This window comes from Streptomyces sp. JB150 (genome assembly GCF_011193355.1).
Lineage (GTDB): Bacteria > Actinomycetota > Actinomycetes > Streptomycetales > Streptomycetaceae > Streptomyces.
The window spans coordinates 7,297,785-7,318,937 of sequence record NZ_CP049780.1 but is presented as its reverse complement, the minus strand read 5'-3'; the positions used below and the strand labels follow the sequence as shown (position 1 = coordinate 7,318,937).

General features: G+C 72.2%; 19 protein-coding genes. 6 read left to right on the top strand and 13 right to left on the bottom strand.

Going from position 1 to position 21,153, the window contains the following annotated elements:
• From G7Z13_RS33260 to G7Z13_RS33230, 7 genes are all read right to left on the bottom strand, one after another.
• Positions 1 to 870 (bottom strand): right-handed parallel beta-helix repeat-containing protein (locus tag G7Z13_RS33260; protein ID WP_206313185.1); only part of this gene is annotated, 870 nt, incomplete at its 3' end.
• 11 nt (positions 871 to 881) lie between these two features.
• Entirely contained in the window at positions 882 to 1,937 is a 1,056-nt protein-coding gene (locus tag G7Z13_RS33255; protein WP_166004467.1) for a right-handed parallel beta-helix repeat-containing protein, read from the bottom strand.
• 249 nt (positions 1,938 to 2,186) lie between these two features.
• On the bottom strand, positions 2,187 to 4,799 hold the full coding sequence (locus tag G7Z13_RS33250; protein ID WP_240926559.1) for a SpoIIE family protein phosphatase: 2,613 nt from the start codon (positions 4,797 to 4,799) through the stop codon (positions 2,187 to 2,189).
• 325 nt (positions 4,800 to 5,124) lie between these two features.
• Positions 5,125 to 6,567 (bottom strand): GH1 family beta-glucosidase, encoded by a 1,443-nt coding sequence (locus G7Z13_RS33245; RefSeq protein WP_166004463.1) that lies wholly within the window; start codon positions 6,565 to 6,567, stop codon positions 5,125 to 5,127.
• Positions 6,568 to 6,736: 169 nt separating this feature from the next.
• Positions 6,737 to 7,660, bottom strand: a complete 924-nt coding sequence (locus G7Z13_RS33240) for a carbohydrate ABC transporter permease (RefSeq protein ID WP_166004461.1) — start codon at positions 7,658 to 7,660, stop codon at positions 6,737 to 6,739.
• A gap of 12 nt (positions 7,661 to 7,672) precedes the next feature.
• Positions 7,673 to 8,671 carry a sugar ABC transporter permease gene (locus G7Z13_RS33235; protein ID WP_166004459.1) on the bottom strand — a complete coding sequence of 333 codons (999 nt, stop codon included), beginning with the start codon at positions 8,669 to 8,671 and terminating at the stop codon, positions 7,673 to 7,675.
• A 134-nt stretch (positions 8,672 to 8,805) separates the two neighbouring features.
• Entirely contained in the window at positions 8,806 to 10,119 is a 1,314-nt protein-coding gene (locus tag G7Z13_RS33230; RefSeq protein ID WP_166004452.1) for an extracellular solute-binding protein, read from the bottom strand.
• 305 nt (positions 10,120 to 10,424) lie between these two features.
• Here G7Z13_RS33230 and G7Z13_RS33225 point away from each other — a divergent pair, with 305 nt between their 5' ends.
• A complete protein-coding gene (locus tag G7Z13_RS33225) occupies positions 10,425 to 11,441 on the top strand; it encodes a LacI family DNA-binding transcriptional regulator (protein ID WP_166004450.1) in 1,017 nt (338 codons plus the stop codon).
• A gap of 91 nt (positions 11,442 to 11,532) precedes the next feature.
• Here G7Z13_RS33225 and G7Z13_RS33985 read toward each other — a convergent pair whose 3' ends face one another.
• Positions 11,533 to 12,204, bottom strand: a complete 672-nt coding sequence (locus G7Z13_RS33985; RefSeq protein ID WP_240926443.1) for a hypothetical protein — start codon at positions 12,202 to 12,204, stop codon at positions 11,533 to 11,535.
• A gap of 131 nt (positions 12,205 to 12,335) precedes the next feature.
• Here G7Z13_RS33985 and G7Z13_RS33215 point away from each other — a divergent pair, with 131 nt between their 5' ends.
• On the top strand, positions 12,336 to 13,448 hold the full coding sequence (locus tag G7Z13_RS33215) for an ABC transporter substrate-binding protein (protein ID WP_166004448.1): 1,113 nt from the start codon (positions 12,336 to 12,338) through the stop codon (positions 13,446 to 13,448).
• Between the two features lie 713 nt (positions 13,449 to 14,161).
• Positions 14,162 to 14,479, top strand: coding sequence for a hypothetical protein (locus G7Z13_RS33210; RefSeq protein ID WP_166004447.1), 318 nt, complete (start codon positions 14,162 to 14,164; stop codon positions 14,477 to 14,479).
• Between the two features lie 611 nt (positions 14,480 to 15,090).
• On the opposite strand, the gene G7Z13_RS33205 is transcribed toward G7Z13_RS33210, so the two are convergent.
• Entirely contained in the window at positions 15,091 to 15,855 is a 765-nt protein-coding gene (locus tag G7Z13_RS33205) for a methyltransferase domain-containing protein (RefSeq protein ID WP_206313184.1), read from the bottom strand.
• 84 nt (positions 15,856 to 15,939) lie between these two features.
• On the opposite strand from G7Z13_RS33205, the gene G7Z13_RS33200 reads away from it, so the two are divergent.
• Entirely contained in the window at positions 15,940 to 16,848 is a 909-nt protein-coding gene (locus tag G7Z13_RS33200) for an NAD-dependent protein deacetylase (protein ID WP_166004445.1), read from the top strand.
• A gap of 166 nt (positions 16,849 to 17,014) precedes the next feature.
• Entirely contained in the window at positions 17,015 to 17,650 is a 636-nt protein-coding gene (locus G7Z13_RS33195) for a glyoxalase (protein WP_166004442.1), read from the top strand.
• A gap of 46 nt (positions 17,651 to 17,696) precedes the next feature.
• On the opposite strand, the gene G7Z13_RS33190 is transcribed toward G7Z13_RS33195, so the two are convergent.
• The 3 genes from G7Z13_RS33190 to G7Z13_RS33180 all read right to left on the bottom strand — a co-directional run bounded on the left by G7Z13_RS33190 (position 17,697) and on the right by G7Z13_RS33180 (position 19,448).
• Positions 17,697 to 17,891: a hypothetical protein gene (locus G7Z13_RS33190; protein ID WP_166004440.1), complete on the bottom strand. Its 195-nt coding sequence runs from the start codon at positions 17,889 to 17,891 to the stop codon at positions 17,697 to 17,699.
• Positions 17,892 to 17,929: 38 nt separating this feature from the next.
• Complete coding sequence (locus G7Z13_RS33185) at positions 17,930 to 18,772, bottom strand: DUF4097 family beta strand repeat-containing protein (protein ID WP_166004438.1); 843 nt, start codon at positions 18,770 to 18,772, stop codon at positions 17,930 to 17,932.
• A 145-nt stretch (positions 18,773 to 18,917) separates the two neighbouring features.
• The gene (locus G7Z13_RS33180) at positions 18,918 to 19,448 is read right to left on the bottom strand and encodes a hypothetical protein (protein ID WP_166004436.1); all 531 of its coding nucleotides are present in this window, start codon (positions 19,446 to 19,448) and stop codon (positions 18,918 to 18,920) included.
• A gap of 264 nt (positions 19,449 to 19,712) precedes the next feature.
• Between G7Z13_RS33180 and G7Z13_RS33175 the strand changes: the two genes are divergently transcribed.
• Positions 19,713 to 20,609, top strand: a complete 897-nt coding sequence (locus tag G7Z13_RS33175) for a hypothetical protein (protein ID WP_240926442.1) — start codon at positions 19,713 to 19,715, stop codon at positions 20,607 to 20,609.
• Here the strand turns inward: G7Z13_RS33175 and G7Z13_RS33170 are convergent.
• Positions 20,606 to 21,061 carry an OsmC family protein gene (locus G7Z13_RS33170; RefSeq protein ID WP_166004434.1) on the bottom strand — a complete coding sequence of 152 codons (456 nt, stop codon included), beginning with the start codon at positions 21,059 to 21,061 and terminating at the stop codon, positions 20,606 to 20,608. The genes G7Z13_RS33175 and G7Z13_RS33170 overlap by 4 nt on opposite strands.
• Positions 21,062 to 21,153 lie beyond the last annotated feature (92 nt).

The following is a 21,153-nucleotide window of genomic DNA, read 5'->3' as shown; positions in this document are numbered from 1 at the left end:
GTCGTAGCCGGAGTAGATCGGGTGGGCGACGTTCTCGAAGTAGTTGCCCTCCACCAGCACGCCCGCGTTCTCCGTCGAGGCCACGCCGTAGAGCCGGTTGGCACGGTAGTAGTTGTTGTAGACGTGCACCGGCTCCGCGAAACGCACGCGTGGGTGCCGTTGGTCGGTGCCGTCGAAGAAGTTGTGGTGGTACGTCACGCGCAGCTTGCCCCGATCGGCGGTGTAGCTGTCGCTGTGGCCGAGCAGGCACGTCTTGCTGTGGTCGTGGAAGTGGTTCCAGGACACGGTGACGTAGTCCGACTCCCGTTTGATGTCGAGCAGTCCGTCGTAGCCCTGCGAGAAGTCGCAGTGGTCGATCCAGACGTGGTGGGCGCGGTTGGTGACGCTGACGGAGTCGTCGGAGGCGCGGGTGAAGCGGATGTTGCGGATGATCACGTTGTTGCCGGGCCGGGTCGTCGATCCGAGCTGGAGACCGCCACCGGTGATCTCGGCGGTGGAGCCGATGCCGAGGATCGACTTGTCGGCCACCACGGTGACCATGCCGCCGAGCTGGATGCGCCCGGAGACGAGGATGACGTACGGCGAGTTGCGGCCGGCGTAGTCGGCGAGCTGGGCTGCGGTGGTCACGGTCACGGTGGGTCCGGCGACGCCGCCCGTGGTGCCGTTCAGGCCGAGCGCGCTGACACTCGCGAACCCGTCCGCGCTCTGCGCCGCCACGGCGGCGAGCCGGGCCGGTGACGCGGTGTCCGCCACGGGGGTGGCGGCCCGGGCGCGCGAGGCCGTACCGGCGGTCAGGAGGGCGGCGGAGGCGGCGGCCGCGGCGGTGCCCGCGAGCAGGCCGCGGCGGGTGATCGGGGGGACTTCTGGCACGGAAGGCTCCTTCAGATGCGGCCGGCGCCGGCACCGGCGGGCACGAGGGCGGGGAGGTTCGCGGGGGCGTCGAGGGTGTACGCGTAGTAGGTGCGCGGCTCCACGACCGTGCCGAGCGTCTCGGGTCTCCCGCAGTTCACGTAGACGTTCCCGCGTTCGACCACCCGGCCGGGGCCGCTCTCGTCGTAGCCGGAGTAGACCGGGTGGGCGACGTTCTCGAAGTGGTTGGCCTCCACCAGCACGCCCGCGTCCTCGGTGGACGCCACGCCGTAGAGGGTGTTGGCGCGGTAGTAGTTGTTGTAGACGTGCACGGGTTCGCCGAAGCGGACACGCGGGTGGCGCTGGGCCGTGCCGTCGAAGAAGTTGTGGTGGAAGGTGACCCGCAACGCGCCGCGGTCCTGGCTGCCGTTGGCGTCCGAGTGGCCGATCAGCATGGTCTTGCTGTGGTCGTGGAAGTGGTTCCAGGACACGGTGACGTAGTCCGCGCCGCGCACGATGTCGATCAGGCCGTCCGCGCCCGAGCTGAAGGTGCAGTGGTCGATCCAGATGTGGTGCGAGGACTGCTGGATGCTGATCGCGTCGTCCTCGGCGTCCGTGAACCGCAGGTTCCTGATGATCACGTTCTGTCTGCGGTACATGTCGAGGCCGCCGCCGGTGATCTCCGCGTCGGTGCCCAGTCCGACGATGGTCTTGTGGGAGCGGACGCCCTGTTTGCTGGTGATGCGCAGGGTGCCGGAGACCTGGATGACGTACGGTTCCGTGCGGTCGCAGTAGTCCAGGAACGTCTCGGCGTCGGTGACGGTGACCACGGGGCCGTCGGCGCCGCCGGTGGTGCCGGTCAGGCCGAGGGCGGCGACGCCCGCGAAGCCGTCGGCGCTCTGCGCCGCCGGGGCGGCGAGCCGGGCCTGCTCCGGCGGGGTGGCGGCCGCGGCGGGCGGGGACCCGCCGAGGGCCGGGAGGGCCGCGACGGCCGCGGTGGCGGCGGTGCCTGTCAGCAGCCTGCGGCGGCTGAGGGAGGCGGAGTCTCGCGTGTCGTCCGGTGGTGGCTGGGGACCGGGTAATCGCATGTGGGATAGCCCTTTCTCTAACTGCTTTCAGGCATGACGAAGCAGACTGCTGTCTGGTGGCTTCACGCTGGAGAAACGGTGGCCCGAGGAGCGGGCAAGCGCTTTCTTGGAAGGTAGGCACGGGACACGAGCGCGTCAACGGTGGTGCGCCTTCACGAAAGGCGAAGTTTTCCCACACGAACGCACAGCGGGCGCGGCCGGCTCACCAGCCCGGCACCAGCCCGGCACCAGCCCGGCCCCTCCACCGGCTCACCAGGCCAGCTCGTCCATCAGCACGGTCGGGTCCGGTTCCGGGGCGCGGCCCAGGGTGAGTTCCGCCCAGATGACCTTGCCCTTCGCCACGTAGCGGGTGCCCCAGCGGTCCGCGAACTGGGAGACCAGGAACAGGCCGCGGCCGCCCTCGTCGGTGGTGGCGGCGCGGCGCAGGCGCGGGGAGGTGTTGCTGCCGTCCGAGACCTCCAGGACGAGGGTGCGGCCCAGCATCACCCGGACGTGCACGGGGGGAGCGCCGTAGCGGATCGCGTTGGTGAGGAGTTCGCTGAGGACGAGTTCGGTGGTGAAGGCCGGCTCCTCCAGGCCCCAGTCGCCGAGCCTGCGGCTCACCTCCGCGCGGACCCGGGAGACGGCGGTCACGTCGAACGGTACGTCCCAGGCGGCGACCCGCGAGGAGTCGAGCAGCCGGGTGCGGGCGACCAGCAGGGCGACGTCGTCGCTGGGGTGGCCGGGCAGCATCGTGTCCATGACGGTGCCGCAGGTCTCCTCCGGTGTGCGGTCCGGGCCGGCCACCGCCGCGCGGAGCAGCCGCAGGCCCTCGTCGATGTCACGGCCGCGGTCCTCGATCAGTCCGTCGGTGAAGAGGACGAGCCGGCTGCCCTCGGGCAGGTCCAGCTCGCCGGCCTCGAAGGGGTGCCCGCCGACCCCCAGGGGCGGCGAGAGCGGGAGGTCGGGGAAGGTCACCGCGCCCTCGGGGTCGACCACGGCCGGTGCGACGTGCCCGGCGCGGGAGAGGGTGCAGCGTCCGGCGACCGGGTCGTAGATGGCGTACAGGCAGGTGGCGCCGGTGACGGGGGCGCCGTCGCTGTGGCCCTCCGACGACGTCTGCGCGTCCAGGAGCATCACCATCTCGTCGAGGTGGCTGAGCAGTTCGTCCGGCGGGAGGTCCAGCGAGGAGAAGTTCAGCACCGCGGTCCGCAGCCGGCCCATGGTCACCGCGGCGTGCAGCCCGTGGCCGACGATGTCGCCGACGACCAGGGCCACCCGGAAGCCGGGGAGCGGGATGACGTCGAACCAGTCGCCGCCCACCCCGGCCTGGGCGGGCAGATACCGCCAGGCGATCTCCAGCGCGTCCTGCTCGGGGACGTCCCGGGGCAGCAGGCTGCGCTGCAGGGTGACGGCCAGGGTGTGCTCGCGGGCGTAGCGGCGGGCGTTGTCGATGGCGACGGCGGCGCGGGCCACCAGTTCCTCGGCGACGGCGACGTCCTCCTCCTCGAACGGCGGTGCGCCGGCGCCGCGCCAGAAGTTGACCATGCCGAGGACCACGCCCCGGGCCCGCAGGGGGACGGTGATCAGCGAGTGGATGCCGTACTCCAGTGCCTGGCGGGCGCCCGCCGGGTCGTGGGCCCGCCAGTCGTGGGCGCTGGTCAGGTCCGCGACGCGCACGGCCTTGCCGCGCTCCAGCGCCGCGACCATCGGCGTGTCGGCCACCACGAACTGGATCAGGTCGCCGACCGGCTGGAGCGGATGTCCGGCCCGGGACTCGCTCAGCGCGGTGCGCCGCATCCGCCGGACGGCGCCGGTGGGCTCCTCGCCGCGCAGGACGGAGTCGAGGAGTTCGACGGTGACGAAGTCGGCCATGCGGGGGACGGCCACGTCGGCGAGTTCCTCCGCGGTGCGCCGGATGTCCAGGGTGGTGCCGATGCGTACGCCCGCCTCGTACAGGAGGGTGAGCCGGCCGCGGGCCACCTCGGCCTGGCCGGACAGGGCGCGCAGTTCGGTGGTGTCGCGGAAGGTGGCGACCAGGCCGGGCTCTCCGCCGTAGGGCTCGGTGAGCCGGGTGTTGACCGCGAGCAGCCGCTCACCGGCCGGGAGGACCACGTCGGAGACGGGTTCGGCCGACCCGAGCAGCCGGGTCAGGGCGGGGCTGAGGCCGAGTTCGGTGACCGGTCGCCGGTCGGCGTTCTCCGGGAGGTTCAGGAGCCTGCGGGCCTCGTCGTTGGCGAGCAGCAGGCGTCCGTCGCCGACGATCAGGACGCCCTCGCGTACGGCGTGCAGCACGGCGTCGTGGTGTTCGAACATCCGGGTCATCTCGGCGGGGCCCAGGCCGTGTGTCTGCCGCCGCAGCCGCCGGCTGACCAGGGCGGTGCCGACGGTGGAGAGCGCGAGCGCGCCCACCGCGGCGGCGAGCATCATGGGGACCTGCTGGTCGAAGACCTGGCCCAGCGTGTCGAACTGGATGCCGGCGCTGACCATGCCGACCACGCGCCCGCCGGAGTCGCGTACGGGTACGACGGCGCGCACGGCGTCGGTGGGGTCGCCGCGGAAGGTCTCGGTGAAGGTCTCTCCCCGGGCGGCCCGCTCCACGCCCTCCGCTACGGTGCCGATCAACTCGGGCCGGGGGTCGGTGAGCCGTACGCCGTTCGGGTCGAGGACGGTGATGAAGTCGACGCCGGAGCCTCGCCGGGCCGCTTCCGCGCCGGGCTGGAGCCGTGCCGTCGGATCGGCCGACCGGAGCGCGGCGGCCGTACCGGGGGCGTGCGCGAACGCCTCCGCCGCGGCGAGGGAGCGGTTCTCGGCGCCCCGCTCGGCCCCGTACCGCCCCTGGACGACCAGGGCCGCGACGGCCACGGCGACGAGCACCAGCATGATCAGGACCTGGAGCAGGAAGACCTGCGCGGCGAGCGTGCGCACGCTCAGGGACGGCGACAGGCGCCGTCCGGGGTCATGCGGCGCCCCTGGGCGGCGGGACGAGCCGGCGGGGCGGCCTTCGCCCAGCGGCGCCGCTCTCGTCCGGGACCGGCGGGAAGGACCGATCATGTCCCATTTCTAGCACTATGCCCGGTTTGCGGGCGACTGCTGTGATCGCCGGCGGGCGGGTGCGGCACCGAGCGGGGGGGCGGGGTGGAGCGCGGTGCCGCACCGGGCGGGGTCAGGCGTCGGGCACCCGAGGGGGTCGGGGCCCGGAGCCCGGTCAGGCGCCGGGCAGGACGCCGGTGCGGGCCACCTCGGCGTACCAGCGGGCGCTCGCCTTGGGGATGCGGGTGCCGGTCGGGTAGTCCACGTAGACGGCGCCGAAGCGCTTGCTGTAGCCGTGGGCCCACTCGAAGTTGTCCAGCAGCGACCACAGGAAGTAGCCGCGCACGTCCGCGCCGTCCCTGATCGCCTCGTGCACGGCGGCAAGGTGGTCGCGTACGTACGCGATCCGCTCCGGGTCGTTGACGTTGCCCTCGGGGTCGGCGTAGTCGTGGAACGCCGCGCCGTTCTCGGTGATGATCAGCGGCAGCCGCGGGAAGTCGGAGGACAGGCGGCGCAGCAGCTCGTACAGGCCGGTCGGGTCGATCGCCCAGCCCATGGCGGTGGTCTCCCCCGGCGGCTGGTGGAAGGCGACGTCGTCGGCGCCCGGCCACGGGCTGTACGCGCTCCGGCCGTGCCCGTCGGAGGTGTGGCTGCCGCTGCCGTCGGCCCGCGAGACGACGGTGGGCGTGTAGTAGTTGACGCCGAGGAAGTCGAGCGGCTGGTGGGCGGTCTTCAGGTCGCCGTCGCGCACGAAGGACCAGTCGGTGAGCCCGGCGGTGTCCTTGAGGAGGTCTTCCGGATAGGCGCCGCGCAGCATCGGTCCGGTGAAGACGCGGTTGGCCAGGGCGTCGATCCGGCGGGCCGCGTCGGCGTCGGCCTCGCTGCCGGTGCGGGGGCGCACGTGGTGGATGTTGAGGGTGACCGAGCACTGGGCGTCGGCGCGGACCCGGTCGCGCAGGGCCTGTACGGCGAGCCCGTGGGCGAGGTTGAGGTGGTGGGCGGCGCGCAGCGCGGCGACGGGGTCGGTGCGGCCGGGGGCGTGGACGCCGGAGCCGTAGCCGAGGAAGGCGCTGCACCACGGCTCGTTGAGGGTGGTCCAGGTCCGCACCCGGTCGCCGAGGGCGTCGGCGGCCAGGGCGGCGTACTCGGCGAACCGCTCGGCGGTGACGCGCTCCGGCCAGCCGCCCGCGTCCTCCAGGTCCTGCGGCAGGTCCCAGTGGTAGAGGGTGGCGACGGGCCGGATGCCCTTCTCCAGCAGCTCGTCGACGAGTCGCCGGTAGAAGTCGAGGCCCTTCTGCACGGCGGGGCCGCGGCCGGTGGGCTGGATCCGCGGCCAGGCGAGGGAGAAGCGGTACGCGCCGATGCCGAGGTCGGCCATGAGGGCGACGTCCTCGCGCCATCGGTGGTAGTGGTCGGTGGCGATGTCGCCGGTGTCGCCGTTGCGGACCCGGCCCGGGGTGCGGGCGTAGGTGTCCCAGATGGACGGGGTGCGGCCGTCCTCGCGGGCGGCTCCCTCGATCTGGTACGAGGCGGTCGCGGCACCCCACAGGAAGCCCTTCGGGAAGGTGCGGGAGGCGTCCGGGGCGGACGCGGTCTGCTGCTGTGCTGCGGTGACCACGGAGGTCCTTTCGGAGGAGGTCGGTCGGGGAGGTCGGTCGGGGAGGTCGGTCGGGGGGAGGGGGAGGGACGGCCTGGACCGGCGGACGGGGCGGACCGGGCGGACCGGCCTGCCGAGCCGGGCCGGTCCGGGCCGGGGACGGGGCAGGCCCGGCCCGGCCGGGGGCGGGTCAGCCCTTCACGGCGCCCGCCATGATGCCGCTGACGATCTGCCGGCCGAAGACGATGAACATCACCAGCAGCGGCAGGGTGCCGAGGAGCGCGCCCGCCATGATCAGTGACTGGTCGCGGATGTAGCCGGCGCTGAGCTGGGTGAGGGCGACCGGGACCGTCGGGTTGGTCATGTCGAGCACCACGAACGGCCAGAAGAAGTCGTTCCAGGCGTGCACGAACGTGATCATGAACAGGACGGCCATCGCGGGACGGGCGACGGGCAGCACGATGCTCCAGAAGATCCGCAGCGAGTGCGCGCCGTCCACGCGGCCGGCCTCGACCAGTTCGTCGGGCAGCGCCTCCGCCAGGTACTGCCGCATGAAGAAGACGCCGACCGCGCTCACCAGGGTGGGGAAGATGACGGCGGGCAGGCGCTGGGACCAGCCCAGCTCCGACATCATCATGAACAGCGGTACGACGCCGAGCTGCGGCGGCACCATCATCGTGCCGATCACCAGCATCAGCAGGATGTTGCGGCCCTTGAACCGCAGTTTGGCGAAGGCGAATCCGGCGAGGGTCGCGAAGAACACCGTGGACAGGGCGATGACCCCGGCCACGATCGTGCTGTTGATCATCGCCTTGCCCATGGCCGCCTCGTCCCAGGCGCGGGCGAGGTTGTCGAAGAGGTTGGGGCCGGGCAGGAACGGCGGCGGGGTCTGGCTGACCCGGGTGTTGTCCGTGGAGGCCGCCACCATCGTCCAGTACAGCGGGAAGATCGACAGGACGGCCATGACGGCGAGCAGGACGTAGGTGAGCGGGCCCGCGTGGTGCTGGCGGCCGGCGCCCTGGCGCAGCAGCCGGCGGCCGCCCCGGGCGGGCGTCCGGCGCTCGGAGGTCCGGGCCGGGGTGTCCGTCCGGACCGGGAGGCTTTCTGTGGACATGGCAGCTCCTGGTCAGGACGTACGGGTGACGCGCAGGCGCCTGATCAGGCGCTGCACCACGAAGACGAGGACGAGCAGCAGGAACATCGCCCAGGCGACGGTCGCCGAGCGGCCCATCTGGTAGTTCTTCCAGCCCTCCTCGTACAGCAGCAGGCCCAGCGTCTGGTACTGGTTGTCCGCGCCGCCCGCCACACCGTTGGGGCCCTGGCCGAAGATCAGCGGCTCGCCGAAGAGCTGGGTGGCGCCGATCGTGGAGAGCACGATGGTGAAGACGATGGTGGAGCGGATGCCCGGCACGGTGACGTGGGTGAACTGCTTCCAGCGGGAGGCGCCGTCGATGGCCGCGGCCTCGTAGCGGTCGGCGGGGATCGCCTGCATGGCGGCCAGGTAGAGCAGCGCGTTGTAGCCGGTCCAGCGCCAGATGACGATCGTGGAGATGGCGATCTGGGCGGGCCACTTGTCGGCCTCCCAGTCCACCGGATCCAGACCGACCGCCCCGAGCGCCCAGTTGATCATGCCGAAGTCGCGTTCGAAGAGCATGGTGAACACGAGGGCTGCGGCGCCGACCGAGGTGGCGTACGGCACGAGCGAGGCGACGCGGAAGAACAGCGAGCCGCGCATCCGGTAGTTGAGCAGGTGGGCCAGGCCGAGCGCCATCAGCAGCTGCGGCACCGTGGAGATGACGCCGATGGTGATGGTGTTGCCCAGCGCGTTCCAGAAGCGGGAGTCGTTCCACAGCTCGACGTAGTTGTCGAACGCCACCCACTCCATGACGTCCAGGGTGGCGAGTTCCACCCGGTGCAGGGAGATCCAGGAGGTGTAGACGAGGGGGTAGAAGCTGAACGCGGCGAACACGACGAAGAACGGCGCGACGAACGCGTACGGGGCGCCCTTGACGTCGAGGCGGTGCAGCAGCGCGCCGCGGCGCCGGCCGGTGCCGTCGCCGCCCCGCTTCGCGGGCGGCCCGCCGCGGCCCTCGCCGAGCCGGGCGCTGGTGGTGGAGGTGGCCACCGGGTTTCCTTCCTGAGAGCGGGCGAGTGAGCCGGGGAGCCGGGCCCGCCGGGGGATGCGGCGGGCCCGGACGCGGCCTGGAGGCCGGGAGGCCTGAAGGACCTGGAACCGGACCCGAGGGGGCCGGGGGTGTGTCAGCCGACCGCCTTCTCGATGCGCTCCGCCGTGGTCTGCCACGCCTCGTCGCGCGCCGTGCCCTGCTGCTCGATCAGGGTCAGGCCCTGCGAGAAGATGTCCTTGATCGTGCCGTCCTTGCGGCCGAGGACCTGCTTGTCCGGGATCTCCTGGGCGGCGGCTCCGAAGATCTCGCCGATCGGCGCGTTGTCGAAGTACTCCGAGGTGACCTTCTTGACCTCGGGGCTCTCCAGCGCCTTCTGCGAGGAGGGGACGCTGCCCTGCTCGCGGAAGATGTGGGCCTGCTGTTCCGGCGCGGTCAGCCAGGCGACGAGCTTCTTGGCCTCCTCCTTCACCGGGCTCTGTTCCACGACGCCGAGGAAGGAGCCGCCCCAGTTGGCGCCCTTGGGGGCCTTGGCGACGTCCCACTTGCCCTTGTTGGCCTCGCCGGCCTTCTCCCCGATGTGGCCGAGCATCCAGGCGGGACAGACGGCGGTGGCGAAGGTGCCGTTGGCCAGACCGGGGTCCCAACCGGGCTGGAACTGGCGCAGCTTGGCGGTCAGCCCCGCCTCGGCGGCGTCGGCGGCGAGGTTCCAGGCCTCCTTGACGGCCGGGTTCTTGTCGTAGATCAGCTCGCCGTCGGCGTTGTAGTACTGCTCCGGATAGCCGTAGACCATGGCGTTGAACAGGCCGCTGGCCGCGTCCATGTACGCCACGTCGCCGCCCTTGAAGTCCTTCTCGAAGGTGCGGCCGACCTCGACGTACTTCTTCCAGTCGCCCTCCCACAGCTTGGCGACCTCGTCGCGGTCGGTGGGCAGGCCGGCCTGCTCGAAGTAGTCCTTGCGGTAGCAGACGGCCATCGGGCCGATGTCCGTGCCGAGGCCCAGCACCTTGCCGTCCTCGGTGGTGATCTGGGACTGCTTCCACGGCAGGAAGTGGTCGGTGCCCGCGACGTCGGAGAAGTCCGCGAACCTGCCGGCCTGGGTGTCGACGATCTCCTTGGCGCGGCCGATCTCGATGCCCTGGATGTCCTTCAGGCCCTTGCCGGCGGCGAGCCTGGTCTGGAGCGCCGTGTAGTAGGTCTGCTCGTCGCCGGCTATCTCGGCCTTGATGTCGACGTCCGGGTTCTCCTTCTCGTACTGCTCCAGGAGGCCGGTCTCCTCGAAGCCCATCACCCCGTACATGCCCATGGTGATGACGACCTTGCCGTCCTTCTTGCCGCCGCCGGTCACCGAGTCGTCGCTGCCGCTGCAGCCGGCGAGGAGCGTGAGCGCGCCGGCGGCCGCGAGGGCCGTGACCGTTCTGGCACGCGTTGACCTGTGAACAGTTGCCATGGGAGTTCCTCCAAGCGACGGCGCTGACGCACCGGAGCGACGGGCGGCCCGAGAACTACTCGATGTGACGATCACATGGTGGGTACGTTCCCAACGACGGGTGGGAACGTGCCCACTGGACGTCTGAAGACTTATGGCAGCGGTCCGCCATGTCAATGACTTGAAAACAATTCGTCACTCGGAGGCGGCGTAGGGCGTTCGTTCCATGCCATGGGGACGGTGCGGCCCGCGCCGCCGGGTCTGCCACAATTGCCGCTGGTCACGTCCGCGGCCGAGGCCGGCGCGGTTGCCGCCGGGAGGAGCACATGACAGGGAACCGCCGCCCCACGATCAAGACAGTCGCCGCGCGCGCCGGAGTGGGCCGGACGACGGTCTCCCGCGTGATCAACGGCTCCGAACTCGTCAGCGCCGACGCGCGCGCCAGGGTCCTGGCGGCGATCAAGGAGCTGGACTACGTGCCCAACTCCGTGGCCCGGGGTCTGGTCACCAACCGCACCAACGCGGTGGCCCTGGTGATCCCGGAGTCCGAGAGCCGGCTCGGCTCGGAGCCCTTCTTCGCCGCCCTGATCCGCGGCGTGAGCGGGGCGCTGTCCGAGACCCGGACGCAGCTCCAGCTGATGCTCGTCCGCGACCAGGCCGAGCGGGACCAGCTGACCGCGTCGGTGGCGACCCGCCGGGTCGACGGGGTGCTGCTGGTCTCGGTCCACGCCGACGACCAACTGCCGGGCATGCTGGAGAAGATGGGCCTGCCCACGGTCCTCGCCGGCCGCCGCGACGAGCGGGAGCGGCTGAGCCACGTCACCTCCGACAACGCGGGGGGTGCGGCCGCCGCCGTCCGGCACCTGCTGGAGCGGGGCAGGCGCCGGATCGCGACGATCACCGGGCCGCTGGACATGGACGTCGGCCGCAGCCGCCTCGCGGGCTGGCGGGACGCCCACCGGGACGCCGGGGCGCCGGCCGACGAAACCCTGGTGGAGGTGGGAGACTTCACGGAGGAGGGCGGACGCCGGGCGATGCGTTCGCTTCTTGAACGCGCACCGGATCTCGACGCCGTCTTCGCCGCGTCCGACCTGATGGCGGTCAGCGCGCTGGCCGAACTGCGGCGGCGGGGACGGCGGGTGCCGGACGATGTCGCCGTCGTCGGCTTCGAGGACTCCGTCCTCGCCCGCCACACCCATCCCCCGCTGACCACCGTGCGCCAGCCCGTCGAGGAACTGGGCCGCGCGATGGCCCGGCTGCTGCTGGACCAGATCACCGAGGACACACCGTCCCCGCAGAAACTGGTGCTTCCTACGGAGCTGGTGGTGCGGGAGTCGTCCTAGTCGGGAGTGCGCGGGGCCATTGGCCTCGTAGCAGCCGGGCCCGTCGATACACGGTCTCGGTCAACAGCTCCTGCATCGGGACCGCTCCGGCTCACCAATCGACGTGTGTGCCGATCCACTTGGTCAGGCCGGCGGCGTCGTCGGGCGAGGGGAGTTCGGGGCCGCAGGTGAGGGGGGTGCAGGAGAGCTGGAGGTGGGTGAGGTAGCCGTAGGGGCCGTTGTCGGGTGCGGGGCCGAGGATCAGGGCGTGGGTGGGGGTGCGCCAGATGCGGTGGGTCAGTGCGGGGCCGTTGGCCAGGGTGTCCGACGACTTCACGATCCGCTCGGGGGCGGTGCCGAGGTGTTCGGTCACCGCGCGTTCCGCCTGGGCGAGCACGGCCTCGCAGTCCTGGTCGGTGCTCGGCCTGCGGCCGGTCCAGCCGGGCAACCGCTGCCAGGCGTCCATGAGTCCGTACAGCCATCGCTCGTTGTCCAGGCCGTCCTCCTCCGGATCGACCGGGTACAGCTCACCGAAGACCAGGAACTGCCGGGCGTCGGGCTGCCCGAACGGGCTGAGGGCGTCCGTGCAGAGCACGTGCCCGTACCCGGTGAGGAAGGAGTCGCAGACCAGTTCGTGCTGTGGGCTCCACCCGCGCCGGTCCAGCTCCGCGTCGAGGGCGTCCTCGTCGTCCGGGATGTGCGGTACGGCGGGGAGGGCCACGAACTCGGCGACCGCCTCAGTGGTCAACGGCCGGTGGGCCAGCGCGTGAACGGGGATCGGCATGGTGATCACTCTAGTCGGACCCGGGTAGGCTGCCCGTCCGCATGATCTTGACTTGTCGGGGTCGGGGTCGGGAGTCAGTGGTCCGGGCAGGGGACGCGGGGTCCCGCACCGTCACACGGGGAGGCCGACACATGAGTACGCCGTCATCGCGCCGTGCGGCGGAGCGGACCGGTGGGTCCTCCGTGCGGATCGGCGCGCTGGTGCCGCTGACGCGGCCCGGCTGGGTCGAGGCCGGTCGGCACCTGCTCGCGGGGATGGAGTCGGCCGTCCGTGACGTCAATGACGGCGGGGGGATCGCCGGGAGGCCGCTGGAGCTGGTGGTGCGCGACAGCGCGGCCGATCCGCAAAGGGCCGCTGCGGCCGTGGAGGAACTGGCCGGTCTGGGCGTGGCCGCCCTGGCGGGTGAGTACCACAGTGTCGTCGCTCGCACCGCCGCCGCCCGAGCTGACGACCTCGGCCTGCCGTACCTGTGCTCCTCGGCGGTGCTCGACGCGCTCACCGACGAGCCCACGGAGTGGGTCGCACGCCTGTGCCCGCCACAGTCCCGTGGCTGGCGGATCTACGCGGACTTCCTCCTCGGCGCGGGGCACCGGCACGTTGCCGTAGCGGCGCAGCCGAGTGTCTACTGGGCCGCCGGGACCCGCATTCTGCGCGACCACCTCGCTCCGCGCGGCGGCACCGTCACCGAGCTCGACATGACTGCGCTCATCCCGGCGACCGTGTGCGACGCGCTCGCGGGCGGTCGCGCGACGGTGCTCCTGCTGCTGGTCGGCCATCCGGATCCCGCGGTGCCGATCGTGCGGTCGGTCCGCCGGGACCGGCGCCTGTCCGAGGTCCTGATCGGTGCTCCGGCCGGGCAGCCGGAGTTCGGTGAATGGGCGGCGGCGCTGGGCGGTGACGGCGCGGCGGTCCCGTTCCTGCGGTATCTGCCCGGGCATCTCACGCCCCTCGGTGCACGGGTGGGCACCGTCCTGCGCGAACGGCTGGGCCGCCGGCCCTCGTTCGTCGCCCACGAGGGCTACGACACGATCGCCGTCCTCGGCGAGGTGCTGCGGTCCCACGGCGTGGAGCGGGCGGGCGTGGCCGCAGCCTGGCCGCGTGTCACGGTCGACGGCACCCGGGGCAGGATCCGGTTCTCCCGGATGCCGGGCATCGGCGTGTGGCAGTGGGCTTCGGCGCCGGTGCAGGTCGTCGACCGGGATCCGGCGGATCCCGGTCGCTTCCGGGTCCTTCACGCCGGCTGAGACCGCTGCCGCCGACCGGGTGGGCGTTGCCGCGGGTGCGTCGGAGGCGGCTCGGCAGCTCTCTGATCGCCGCGAGGAGGGCAGCCGCTGCCCGGGGGCCGCCGTGCCGGGTCGCCCGCTTCCGTGTCGAGCGCACGGCTTCCGCGCCGGCCGCACGGCTTCAGCGCCCGGCCCGCGTGGCTACGGCGCCCGGCCCGTCCCCGACGTGCCGAGCCCCCGGGCGGCGCGAGCGCGCCCGGTTGGGTCGCCCACACGCCCCTCTGTGACGCCGTCCGTCCCATCACGGCCGGCGGCCGCGTCGGTCACCGTCGGTAGTGGGTCGGTTATGCCATGTTGGGGGTGCTTTCCGTGCTCATGTGAACGGGCGTCGGTTCGGCGCCGATGAACGGGGTTTGCGGGGGTGTTGCAGGACACCGACCGTGCCACGGGGCTGCGTTGCGAGGACGAGGCCTACCGGCACGCCTTGGCGCGGTTCCTCGCCGGCAGCGACGAGAAGGACCAGACGCACGTCTACCTGGACGACGTGGTGCGCCGGCTGCCCGCCCGGCGCGTGCTGCTCGACGTCGGGCCCGCCGACGGGACCACGACGAGCCATCTGAGCCCGCGCTTCGAGCGCACGGTGTGCGTCGAGCCCAGCGAACCGATGCGGCGCGCACTGGGTCGAGCCGGGCGGCACCTTCCTGATCGTCCTTCAGAATCCGGACAACGCCTGCATGCGGATGGTGCGGCACTTCACCGGCAGCCACTTCGACCTGAGGGACCTGGCCGACGAGCTCACCGCGGCGGACGAGGGCCTGGCCGGCTCCCTCTTCCTCGACTCCGTCCCCGCCCGCTACACGAGCGGCGACCTGGACGAGGCCGTCGCCGTCACCGGCTTCCACCTCGGTGTCGCCGCCTGCCAGCCGTACGCGCAGGCTCCGCCGCAGGAGGCGGTCGCCGATTACGTCCGCCGTGAGTTCGCCGATCCGGCGGGCGGTTTCTGCATGCCGCACGATCAGGACGTACTGCGCATTCACCGGCCGCGCGCGTAGGAAACGGCGGGCGGTTACTACCGTCCCCTGCGACCCACCGGCTGGGCGGGTGCCGGTGCGGCCCTCAGTGGCGGCGCGGTGTGGGGAGCAGGGTCACGCGGGCGGCGGGCGGCAGGGCGAGGCCGAGGCGGGGGCGCGGGTCCCCGGTGACGTGGATGTCGTACCCGGCTCAGTACGGCGGGCTGGAACCCGCGGAGCCGGTGGATGAGGTACGGGCAGATGGCCAGCGTGCTGCCGGGCGGTACGGGCACACCACCCACCTCGTCGGCCTCCTCGCGGACCCGGGCCGCGGCGTCCGGATACCGGGACAGGAGCACCCAGGCCCAGGTGAGCGTGAGGGCGCTGGGCTCCGTGCCGGCGACGCTGTGCGCGGTCGGCCGGGTCCCGCACCGCTTCGGCGACCGAACGGGCGATCCCCTCCCCCGCCTGCCGCAGATACGGTCCCGCCATGGCGTCGCGCAGGATGTCCCGGCCGGCGAGGCCGTGTGTGCGTTCATCGAAACGCCGCTTCCGCCTTCGGTCTCCGGACCGGGGCCACACACTTGTCCCGCCACCAGCCCGGCCGCCAGCGCTCCACCGGCGTGTAGCGGGGAGCGCGGAAGCACGGCCGTTCACTTCTTCCGTGCGGTGACGAGGGCGAAGGAGAGGAACGCTCCGCCGTCCGCGGTGAGCATGTCGATGACGGGCTGGTTCCTGCTCAGGCCGTCCGGATGGTGCGCGGCTCCCGCCCGCGCCCACAGCAGCCAGTCCCGCCAGGCGTCCGGCTGCAACCGCGCGGAGGTCACCTCGACCAGCTCGGTGATCGCCCAGTGGAAGCGCCACCACTGCGCCGTGTGCCAGGCGATCACCTCCCAGCCCACGGCCTTCTTGATGTGCGGCGGGATGGCTCCGAGGTCACGGACCTCGCGTGTCATGGCCGGCGTCGCCATGCCCAGCTGTCCGCCGGGGCGCAGGAAACGGACCAGGTAGGGCAGGTAACCGTCCGCCGTGCCGAAGTACTCGAACGCGTCCACACTGACGATCGCGTCGAAGCTCTCCTCCTCGAACGGCAGGGCGTGCGCCTCGGCGCGGACGGCCCGCACCCGGTCGCCGACACCCGCCTGTGCGAAGACGGCCGCCGCCTCCTCCGGAGCCACCCACAGGTCGGCCGCGACGACCTCGGCGCCGTATTCGCGGGCCAGGAACACCGAGGTGGCGCCCTTGCCGGAGCCGAGGTCGAGGATGCGCATGCCCGGGCGCAGATCGAGGTCCCGTGCGAGGTCCTCCAGCAGCCACAACGGGTTCGGTCCCATGTCGAGGTCGAGCAGCCAGGCGGGGTCGTAGCCGGAGGAGCGCGGATAGCGGTCCGGGCGGATGAGGTCGCTCAGGTCGGTCACGGGTACGCACCCAAGCCGATCACCCAGCGCGGGGCAACCCGTTTTCGTGAGGGGTGATCCGGGCGTGTTCCGTACCCTGGCGGCATGCGCATGCGCCCCACACTGAACTGGACGCCCACCGAGGACCTTCCGCCGGGCACCACGGATCCCGGGCCGGTCGCCGACGCGCTGCGCACCGGCGGGGTGCTGGTGCTCAGCGGGGCGGGGATCTCCACGGAGTCGGGCATCCCCGACTACCGGGGGGAGGGCGGGAGCCTGAGCCGGCACACGCCGATGACGTACCAGGACTTCACCGGCAGCGCCCGGGCGAGGCGGCGTTACTGGGCGCGCAGCCACCTCGGCTGGCGTACCTTCGGCAGGGCCCTGCCCAACGCCGGGCACCGGGCGGTCGCGGCGTTCGGGCGGCACGGGCTGCTCTCGGGGGTGATCACCCAGAACGTCGACGGCCTGCACCAGGCGGCCGGCAGCGCGGACGTCGTGGAACTGCACGGAAGCCTGGCCCGCGTCGTCTGTCTGTCCTGCGGTGCCGTCAGCCCGCGCCGGGAACTCGCGCGGCGGCTGGAGGAGGCCAATGCGGGGTTCGAGCCGGTGGCCGCCGGGATCAATCCGGACGGTGACGCGGACCTCACGGACGAACAGGTCGCGGACTTTTGCGTCGTGCCCTGCGCGCTGTGCGGCGGCGTCCTCAAGCCGGACGTGGTGTTCTTCGGCGAGACCGTGCCACCGCAGCGGGTGGAGCACTGCCGCCGACTGGTCCGTGAGGCCACCTCGCTCCTCGTCCTCGGCTCCTCGCTGACGGTGATGTCCGGGCTGCGGTTCGTCCGCCAGGCGGCCGAGGAGGGCAAGCCGGTACTGATCGTCAACCGGGACCCGACACGAGGTGACCGGCACGCCCTCGTCCGCGTCGCCCTTCCCCTGGGACGGGCCCTCACCACCGTGGCCGACCGGCTGGGTGTCCCCGTCGACGCGGGACCGGGCGCGGCCGGCGGCTGAGTCGTGGTCGGCGGCTGAGCGGCGGCTGCCGGCCGAGTCGTGGTCGATGAGCCGTGCGCGTGCGCGCCCTGCGGTCCTCGGCTCCGCCCGCCGACGGCAGAGGTCCGTCGGAACCGGTCAGTTTTCGAGAAGCACCGGCGATCCGGCCGCGCCTAGGGTCGAGGACATGAACTCCCTCGACTCCGTCATCCTCGAGGTGGCCGACACCGAGTCCGCCACGCGTTTCTACTCGTCCGCCTTCGGACTGGACCCGTCACTGGTGCGCCTGCGCGCATCACAGGCCCCCACGAGCGGGTTCCGGGGATTCACCCTGTCGCTCGTGGTCTCCCAGCCGGGGAACGTCGACGCGCTCGTCGCCGCCGCGCGGGACGCGGGCGCGACCGTACTGAAGCCCGCCGCGAAGTCCCTGTGGGGTTACGGCGGTGCCGTCCAGGCCCCCGACGGCACGATCTGGCAGATCGCGACCTCGGCGAAGAAGGACAGCGGCCCCGTCACCCGGGACGTCGACGAGGTGGTGCTGCTGCTCGGCGTCGAGGACGTGAAGGCCTGCAAGCGGTTCTACGTAGGGCAGGGCATGACCGCGGCGAAGAGCTTCGGCGGCAAGTACGTCGAGTTCGCCTCCGGACCCGGCGGCCGCGTGAAGCTGTCCCTGTACAAGCGCCGGGCCCTGGCCAAGGTGGCGGGTGTCCCCGCCGAGGGCACCGGATCGCACCGCATCGTGCTCACCGGTGGCACCGCGCCGTTCAGCGACCCGGACGGGTTCGTGTGGGAGTCCAGCGCGCCGGTGACCTCGGCCGCCTGAGCCGGGGCGACCTGCGGGCCGCTTTCCTCGGACGACGCCGACCGCCTCAGCCGGCGCCGCCTTCGCGGTGTGCTTCCTGCTGTCCCACTCCGGCCAGGGCCCGGCGTCCGGACACCAGGCGCATGAACAGCAGCCCTTGAGGTCCGACCACTTCGCACGACCTCGGGCGATGGCCGCGGAAGGGCTGGGTGTCGTCCGTGATCACGGCCTCGCGGCCGTCATTCGCCTGCTCGTCGGCCATGGGAATCTCCGCCCGGATCGGTCGAGCGCCCGGCGCGCTCAGGACCTGGCGCGGACGATGTCGATGTTGCCGAAGCGAGTGCGGGCGCGGATCTTGACGGTGTCCTCGGACTCCCCCGGCGCCTCGGACGCGGTGAGCGCGTTGCGCACCTGGCCGGAGCCGGAGCTGACGTCCAGCCAGGCGGCGGTGCCCTCGCGGACGCCGACCTCGATCGCGCCGTAGGAGGTCTCCAGCTGCACGGTGCCGCGGGCCACGTCGCGCACCCGCAGGGTGCCGTGAGCGGTGGTGGCGGTGACCGAGTCCTCGGCACGCCGGACCTCGATGTCCCCGTTGGCGCCGCTCACCCGCAGTTCGCCGGTCACGGCGTCGATGGTGGTGGTGCCGTGGGAGTTCTTCAGCACGGCGGGGCCGTCGAGGAGGCCGGCGCGCATGCTGCCGGAGCTGGTGGTGATCTCGGCCGCGCCCTCGACCTGTTCGACGGTGATGGAGCCGTGCGAGGCGATGAGGTCGAGCGGGCCGGTGGTGTCGAGGCGGACGTCGCCGGACGAGGTCTTCACGCGGGTCTCGCCGAGCCGGCCCTCGCCGAGGACCTGGGTCCACGCGCCGGACATGTCGACGCGCGAGCCCGCCGGCAGGTCGATCGTGACGTCGACGACTCCGCTGCGGCCGAGCAGATGGGCCTTGGGGGTCCTGACGGTCAGTACGCCGCCCGCGTACCGCACCTCGGTCTGGTCGGCCGCCCGGACGTCCAGGTCCTTCTTCGGGTCGCGCGGCCGCACGTCCACGACGGTGTCGGTGCGGTCGCCCGCGGTGAACTGGATGGAGCCGGCCTCCACATGGGCCGTCACAGAGATCGCTTCCGGGGTGTCGAAAGAAGGCATGGCTGTCCCGTCCTCGTGAGTCATCGGGTCGTCCCCGCCGGTGGGACGTGGTGGGGTGGAAACGGGCGGCGGGTGTGGTGCGGGTGCCGCAGTGGTGCGGTGTGGTGCGGGTGCCGCTGTGGCGCGGGTGCGGGTGCGGGTACTGTCAGCGCACCCAGCCGGTGAAGTTCTGGCCGACGTGCTGGGCCTTGTGGACCTTCTGGGTCGTGCGCGGGCGCGGTCCGCCGTCGACCGCGGCCGAGACGGCCCGCACCAGCCACGCGTTGACCGACAGGCCCTCGCGGCTCGCGGCCTCCTCGACACGCGTCTTGAGGTGGGCCGGCAGCCGCAGGTTGACGCGGGCGGTGCCCCCCTCGTCACCGTCGGCGACGGCGGGCGCCTGGAGCGTTTCGACGGGCTCCGTCTCCCCCGCTTCCACGGGGCCGCCGTCGGCGGGGGGCAGGGTCACCACGAACTCGGGGTCTAGCCCGCGCAGCCGTACGTCGACCGAGCCGGGGGCGAGTTCGCGAGTGATCTCGTCCATCGCGGCGGACAGCACGTGGAGCATGGTGAGGCGGGTCGCCGACTCCAGCGGAGCCGTGAGCCGCTCGGCCAGCTCACGTGCGTCGCCCCCGCCGGCTTCGGCGGCCACCGCGAGTTCACGGCGGATGGTGTCGACATACGGGGTGAGGTCCATGACGCCATCATGGCACCATCATGGCGCCACACGCAAGACCGACCGGCACACCCGGATGCCAACCGCGACGCCAACACCTCCAGCTCCACCTGTGATAACACCGCATCGACACTCGCGCCATGCGCCCACCACCGTCTGACCCGTCGGCGCCTCATGGCGCCACCCGACGCCACCCCGACACCACACAGACGCCAGACGGATGTCACAGGGCATCACACCCGCTGCTCGACAGCCACCTCCTCCGCATCGCTAGGCTGCCGTGTCATGACCATGGGACACCGCAGGCTCGGGAAAGCCGTCGTCGCTCTGTTCGTCATCGCCGCCGTGGGAACCGGCTGCTCGGCCGACTCGGGTCAAGGCGGCGAGGACTCGAAGCTCTCGCGAACTTTGTCCTCCCTGGCCGCCGAGAGCGTCGGCGAGAAGTCGGTGACGTACCTGGACATGGCTCGGGTGCGGGAACTCGCCGAGGACGGCGGGAAGCGGTTCTCGGCGGTGGAGCTGCCGGCCAGTGCCCTGATCACCGGGTATGAGGCGGGTCCGTGGGGAGGGCAGCTGAAGCGGGACCAGATCGACACCGCGGTCGACTCGGAGGTCGCGGGTCACTGGGAGGGCAGGTTCGACGCGGCGGCGATCACCGGAGCGCTGAAGTCGAACGGATACGAGCGGAAGGAGGAGTTCTGGAGGGACGCGGAGGGCTCGAAGCCGTCCCTGAAGGTCTCGGACGACGAGATCTCCTACTCCCACGAGGGCACCGACCCCATGGCGGCCGTCCATCCGGACGAGGGCGCCTCGCTGGCGGACGAGGCGGAGTACCGGCGCGCCGCGGAGTGCCTGGGTGACGTGTACCGCGCCGACTTCGCCGGGCTGAGGCCCGACGAGCCGACGCGGCTCTCCGTCCTCGGCCAGCAGGCGTCCTCCGCCTCCGAGAACACCGAGATCCTGTGCGCCGTGGTCAAGGACAAGGCGACCGCCGAACGGGTCGCGGCCGAGCTGAGGTCGGTCGTACGGGAGGAGGCACCGCGGTTCGACGGCACGAAGGTCACGGTGGAGAACGGCGAACAGCCCTACGTACGAGCCGTCGTGCCCGACAAGGCGTCACAACGACCGGGCCGGCTGGCCACCACCGACACGCAGCTGTGGATGGCCGCCAACGGCGCCTAGAGGGTGTCGTCGGCGGTGGGCTCGATGGTCGTCGTGACGGGTGTGCCGAGTTCGATGGTGCGGCTGACCGTGCAGAGGCGGTCGTGGGACGTCCTGACCGCTCGGGGGAGGATCGCGCGGGCGCGGTCGGCGGGCTCGCCGTCGGGGAAGGCGACGGTGAAGGTGACGTTGAGGTCGGTCAGGCGGTTGCCCTGCTCGTCGCTGATCTTGTCGCCGGTGACCGAGACCGAGAACCGGGTCGGCTCGGCGTGGCGGCTGGTGGCGACGTCGACGTCGGCCGCCGTGCAGCCGCCGATCGCGGCGAGGAGCAGTTCGACCGGGGTGAACTCGGTGCTGTGGCCGTCGTCGGAGGCCGTACCGAAGCGGAGGGTGCCGCCGCGGGTGTTGGTGGCGACGAAGTGGCCGGTGCCGGTCCGCTCGATGACGACGGAACGCTGGGAGTCTTCGGTCATGGGTCGACAGTACGCGGACGCGCGGGCCCCTCGCTCGTCGCGTCGCGCGATCGTGCCGGCGGCGAACGGACGCGCCGCCGGCACCACCCGGG

Coding starts and splice junctions, on each gene's coding strand:
- G7Z13_RS33255 (WP_166004467.1), bottom strand. CDS start 1,937: ATGCGATTACCCGGTCCCCAGCCACCACCGGACGACACGCGAGACTCC.
- G7Z13_RS33250 (WP_240926559.1), bottom strand. CDS start 4,799: ATGCTGGTGCTCGTCGCCGTGGCCGTCGCGGCCCTGGTCGTCCAGGGG.
- G7Z13_RS33240 (WP_166004461.1), bottom strand. CDS start 7,660: ATGTCCACAGAAAGCCTCCCGGTCCGGACGGACACCCCGGCCCGGACC.
- G7Z13_RS33230 (WP_166004452.1), bottom strand. CDS start 10,119: ATGGCAACTGTTCACAGGTCAACGCGTGCCAGAACGGTCACGGCCCTC.
- G7Z13_RS33225 (WP_166004450.1), top strand. CDS start 10,425: ATGACAGGGAACCGCCGCCCCACGATCAAGACAGTCGCCGCGCGCGCC.
- G7Z13_RS33985 (WP_240926443.1), bottom strand. CDS start 12,204: ATGCCGATCCCCGTTCACGCGCTGGCCCACCGGCCGTTGACCACTGAG.
- G7Z13_RS33215 (WP_166004448.1), top strand. CDS start 12,336: ATGAGTACGCCGTCATCGCGCCGTGCGGCGGAGCGGACCGGTGGGTCC.
- G7Z13_RS33210 (WP_166004447.1), top strand. CDS start 14,162: ATGCGGATGGTGCGGCACTTCACCGGCAGCCACTTCGACCTGAGGGAC.
- G7Z13_RS33200 (WP_166004445.1), top strand. CDS start 15,940: ATGCGCATGCGCCCCACACTGAACTGGACGCCCACCGAGGACCTTCCG.
- G7Z13_RS33195 (WP_166004442.1), top strand. CDS start 17,015: ATGAACTCCCTCGACTCCGTCATCCTCGAGGTGGCCGACACCGAGTCC.
- G7Z13_RS33190 (WP_166004440.1), bottom strand. CDS start 17,891: ATGGCCGACGAGCAGGCGAATGACGGCCGCGAGGCCGTGATCACGGAC.
- G7Z13_RS33185 (WP_166004438.1), bottom strand. CDS start 18,772: ATGCCTTCTTTCGACACCCCGGAAGCGATCTCTGTGACGGCCCATGTG.
- G7Z13_RS33180 (WP_166004436.1), bottom strand. CDS start 19,448: ATGGACCTCACCCCGTATGTCGACACCATCCGCCGTGAACTCGCGGTG.
- G7Z13_RS33175 (WP_240926442.1), top strand. CDS start 19,713: ATGACCATGGGACACCGCAGGCTCGGGAAAGCCGTCGTCGCTCTGTTC.
- G7Z13_RS33170 (WP_166004434.1), bottom strand. CDS start 21,061: ATGACCGAAGACTCCCAGCGTTCCGTCGTCATCGAGCGGACCGGCACC.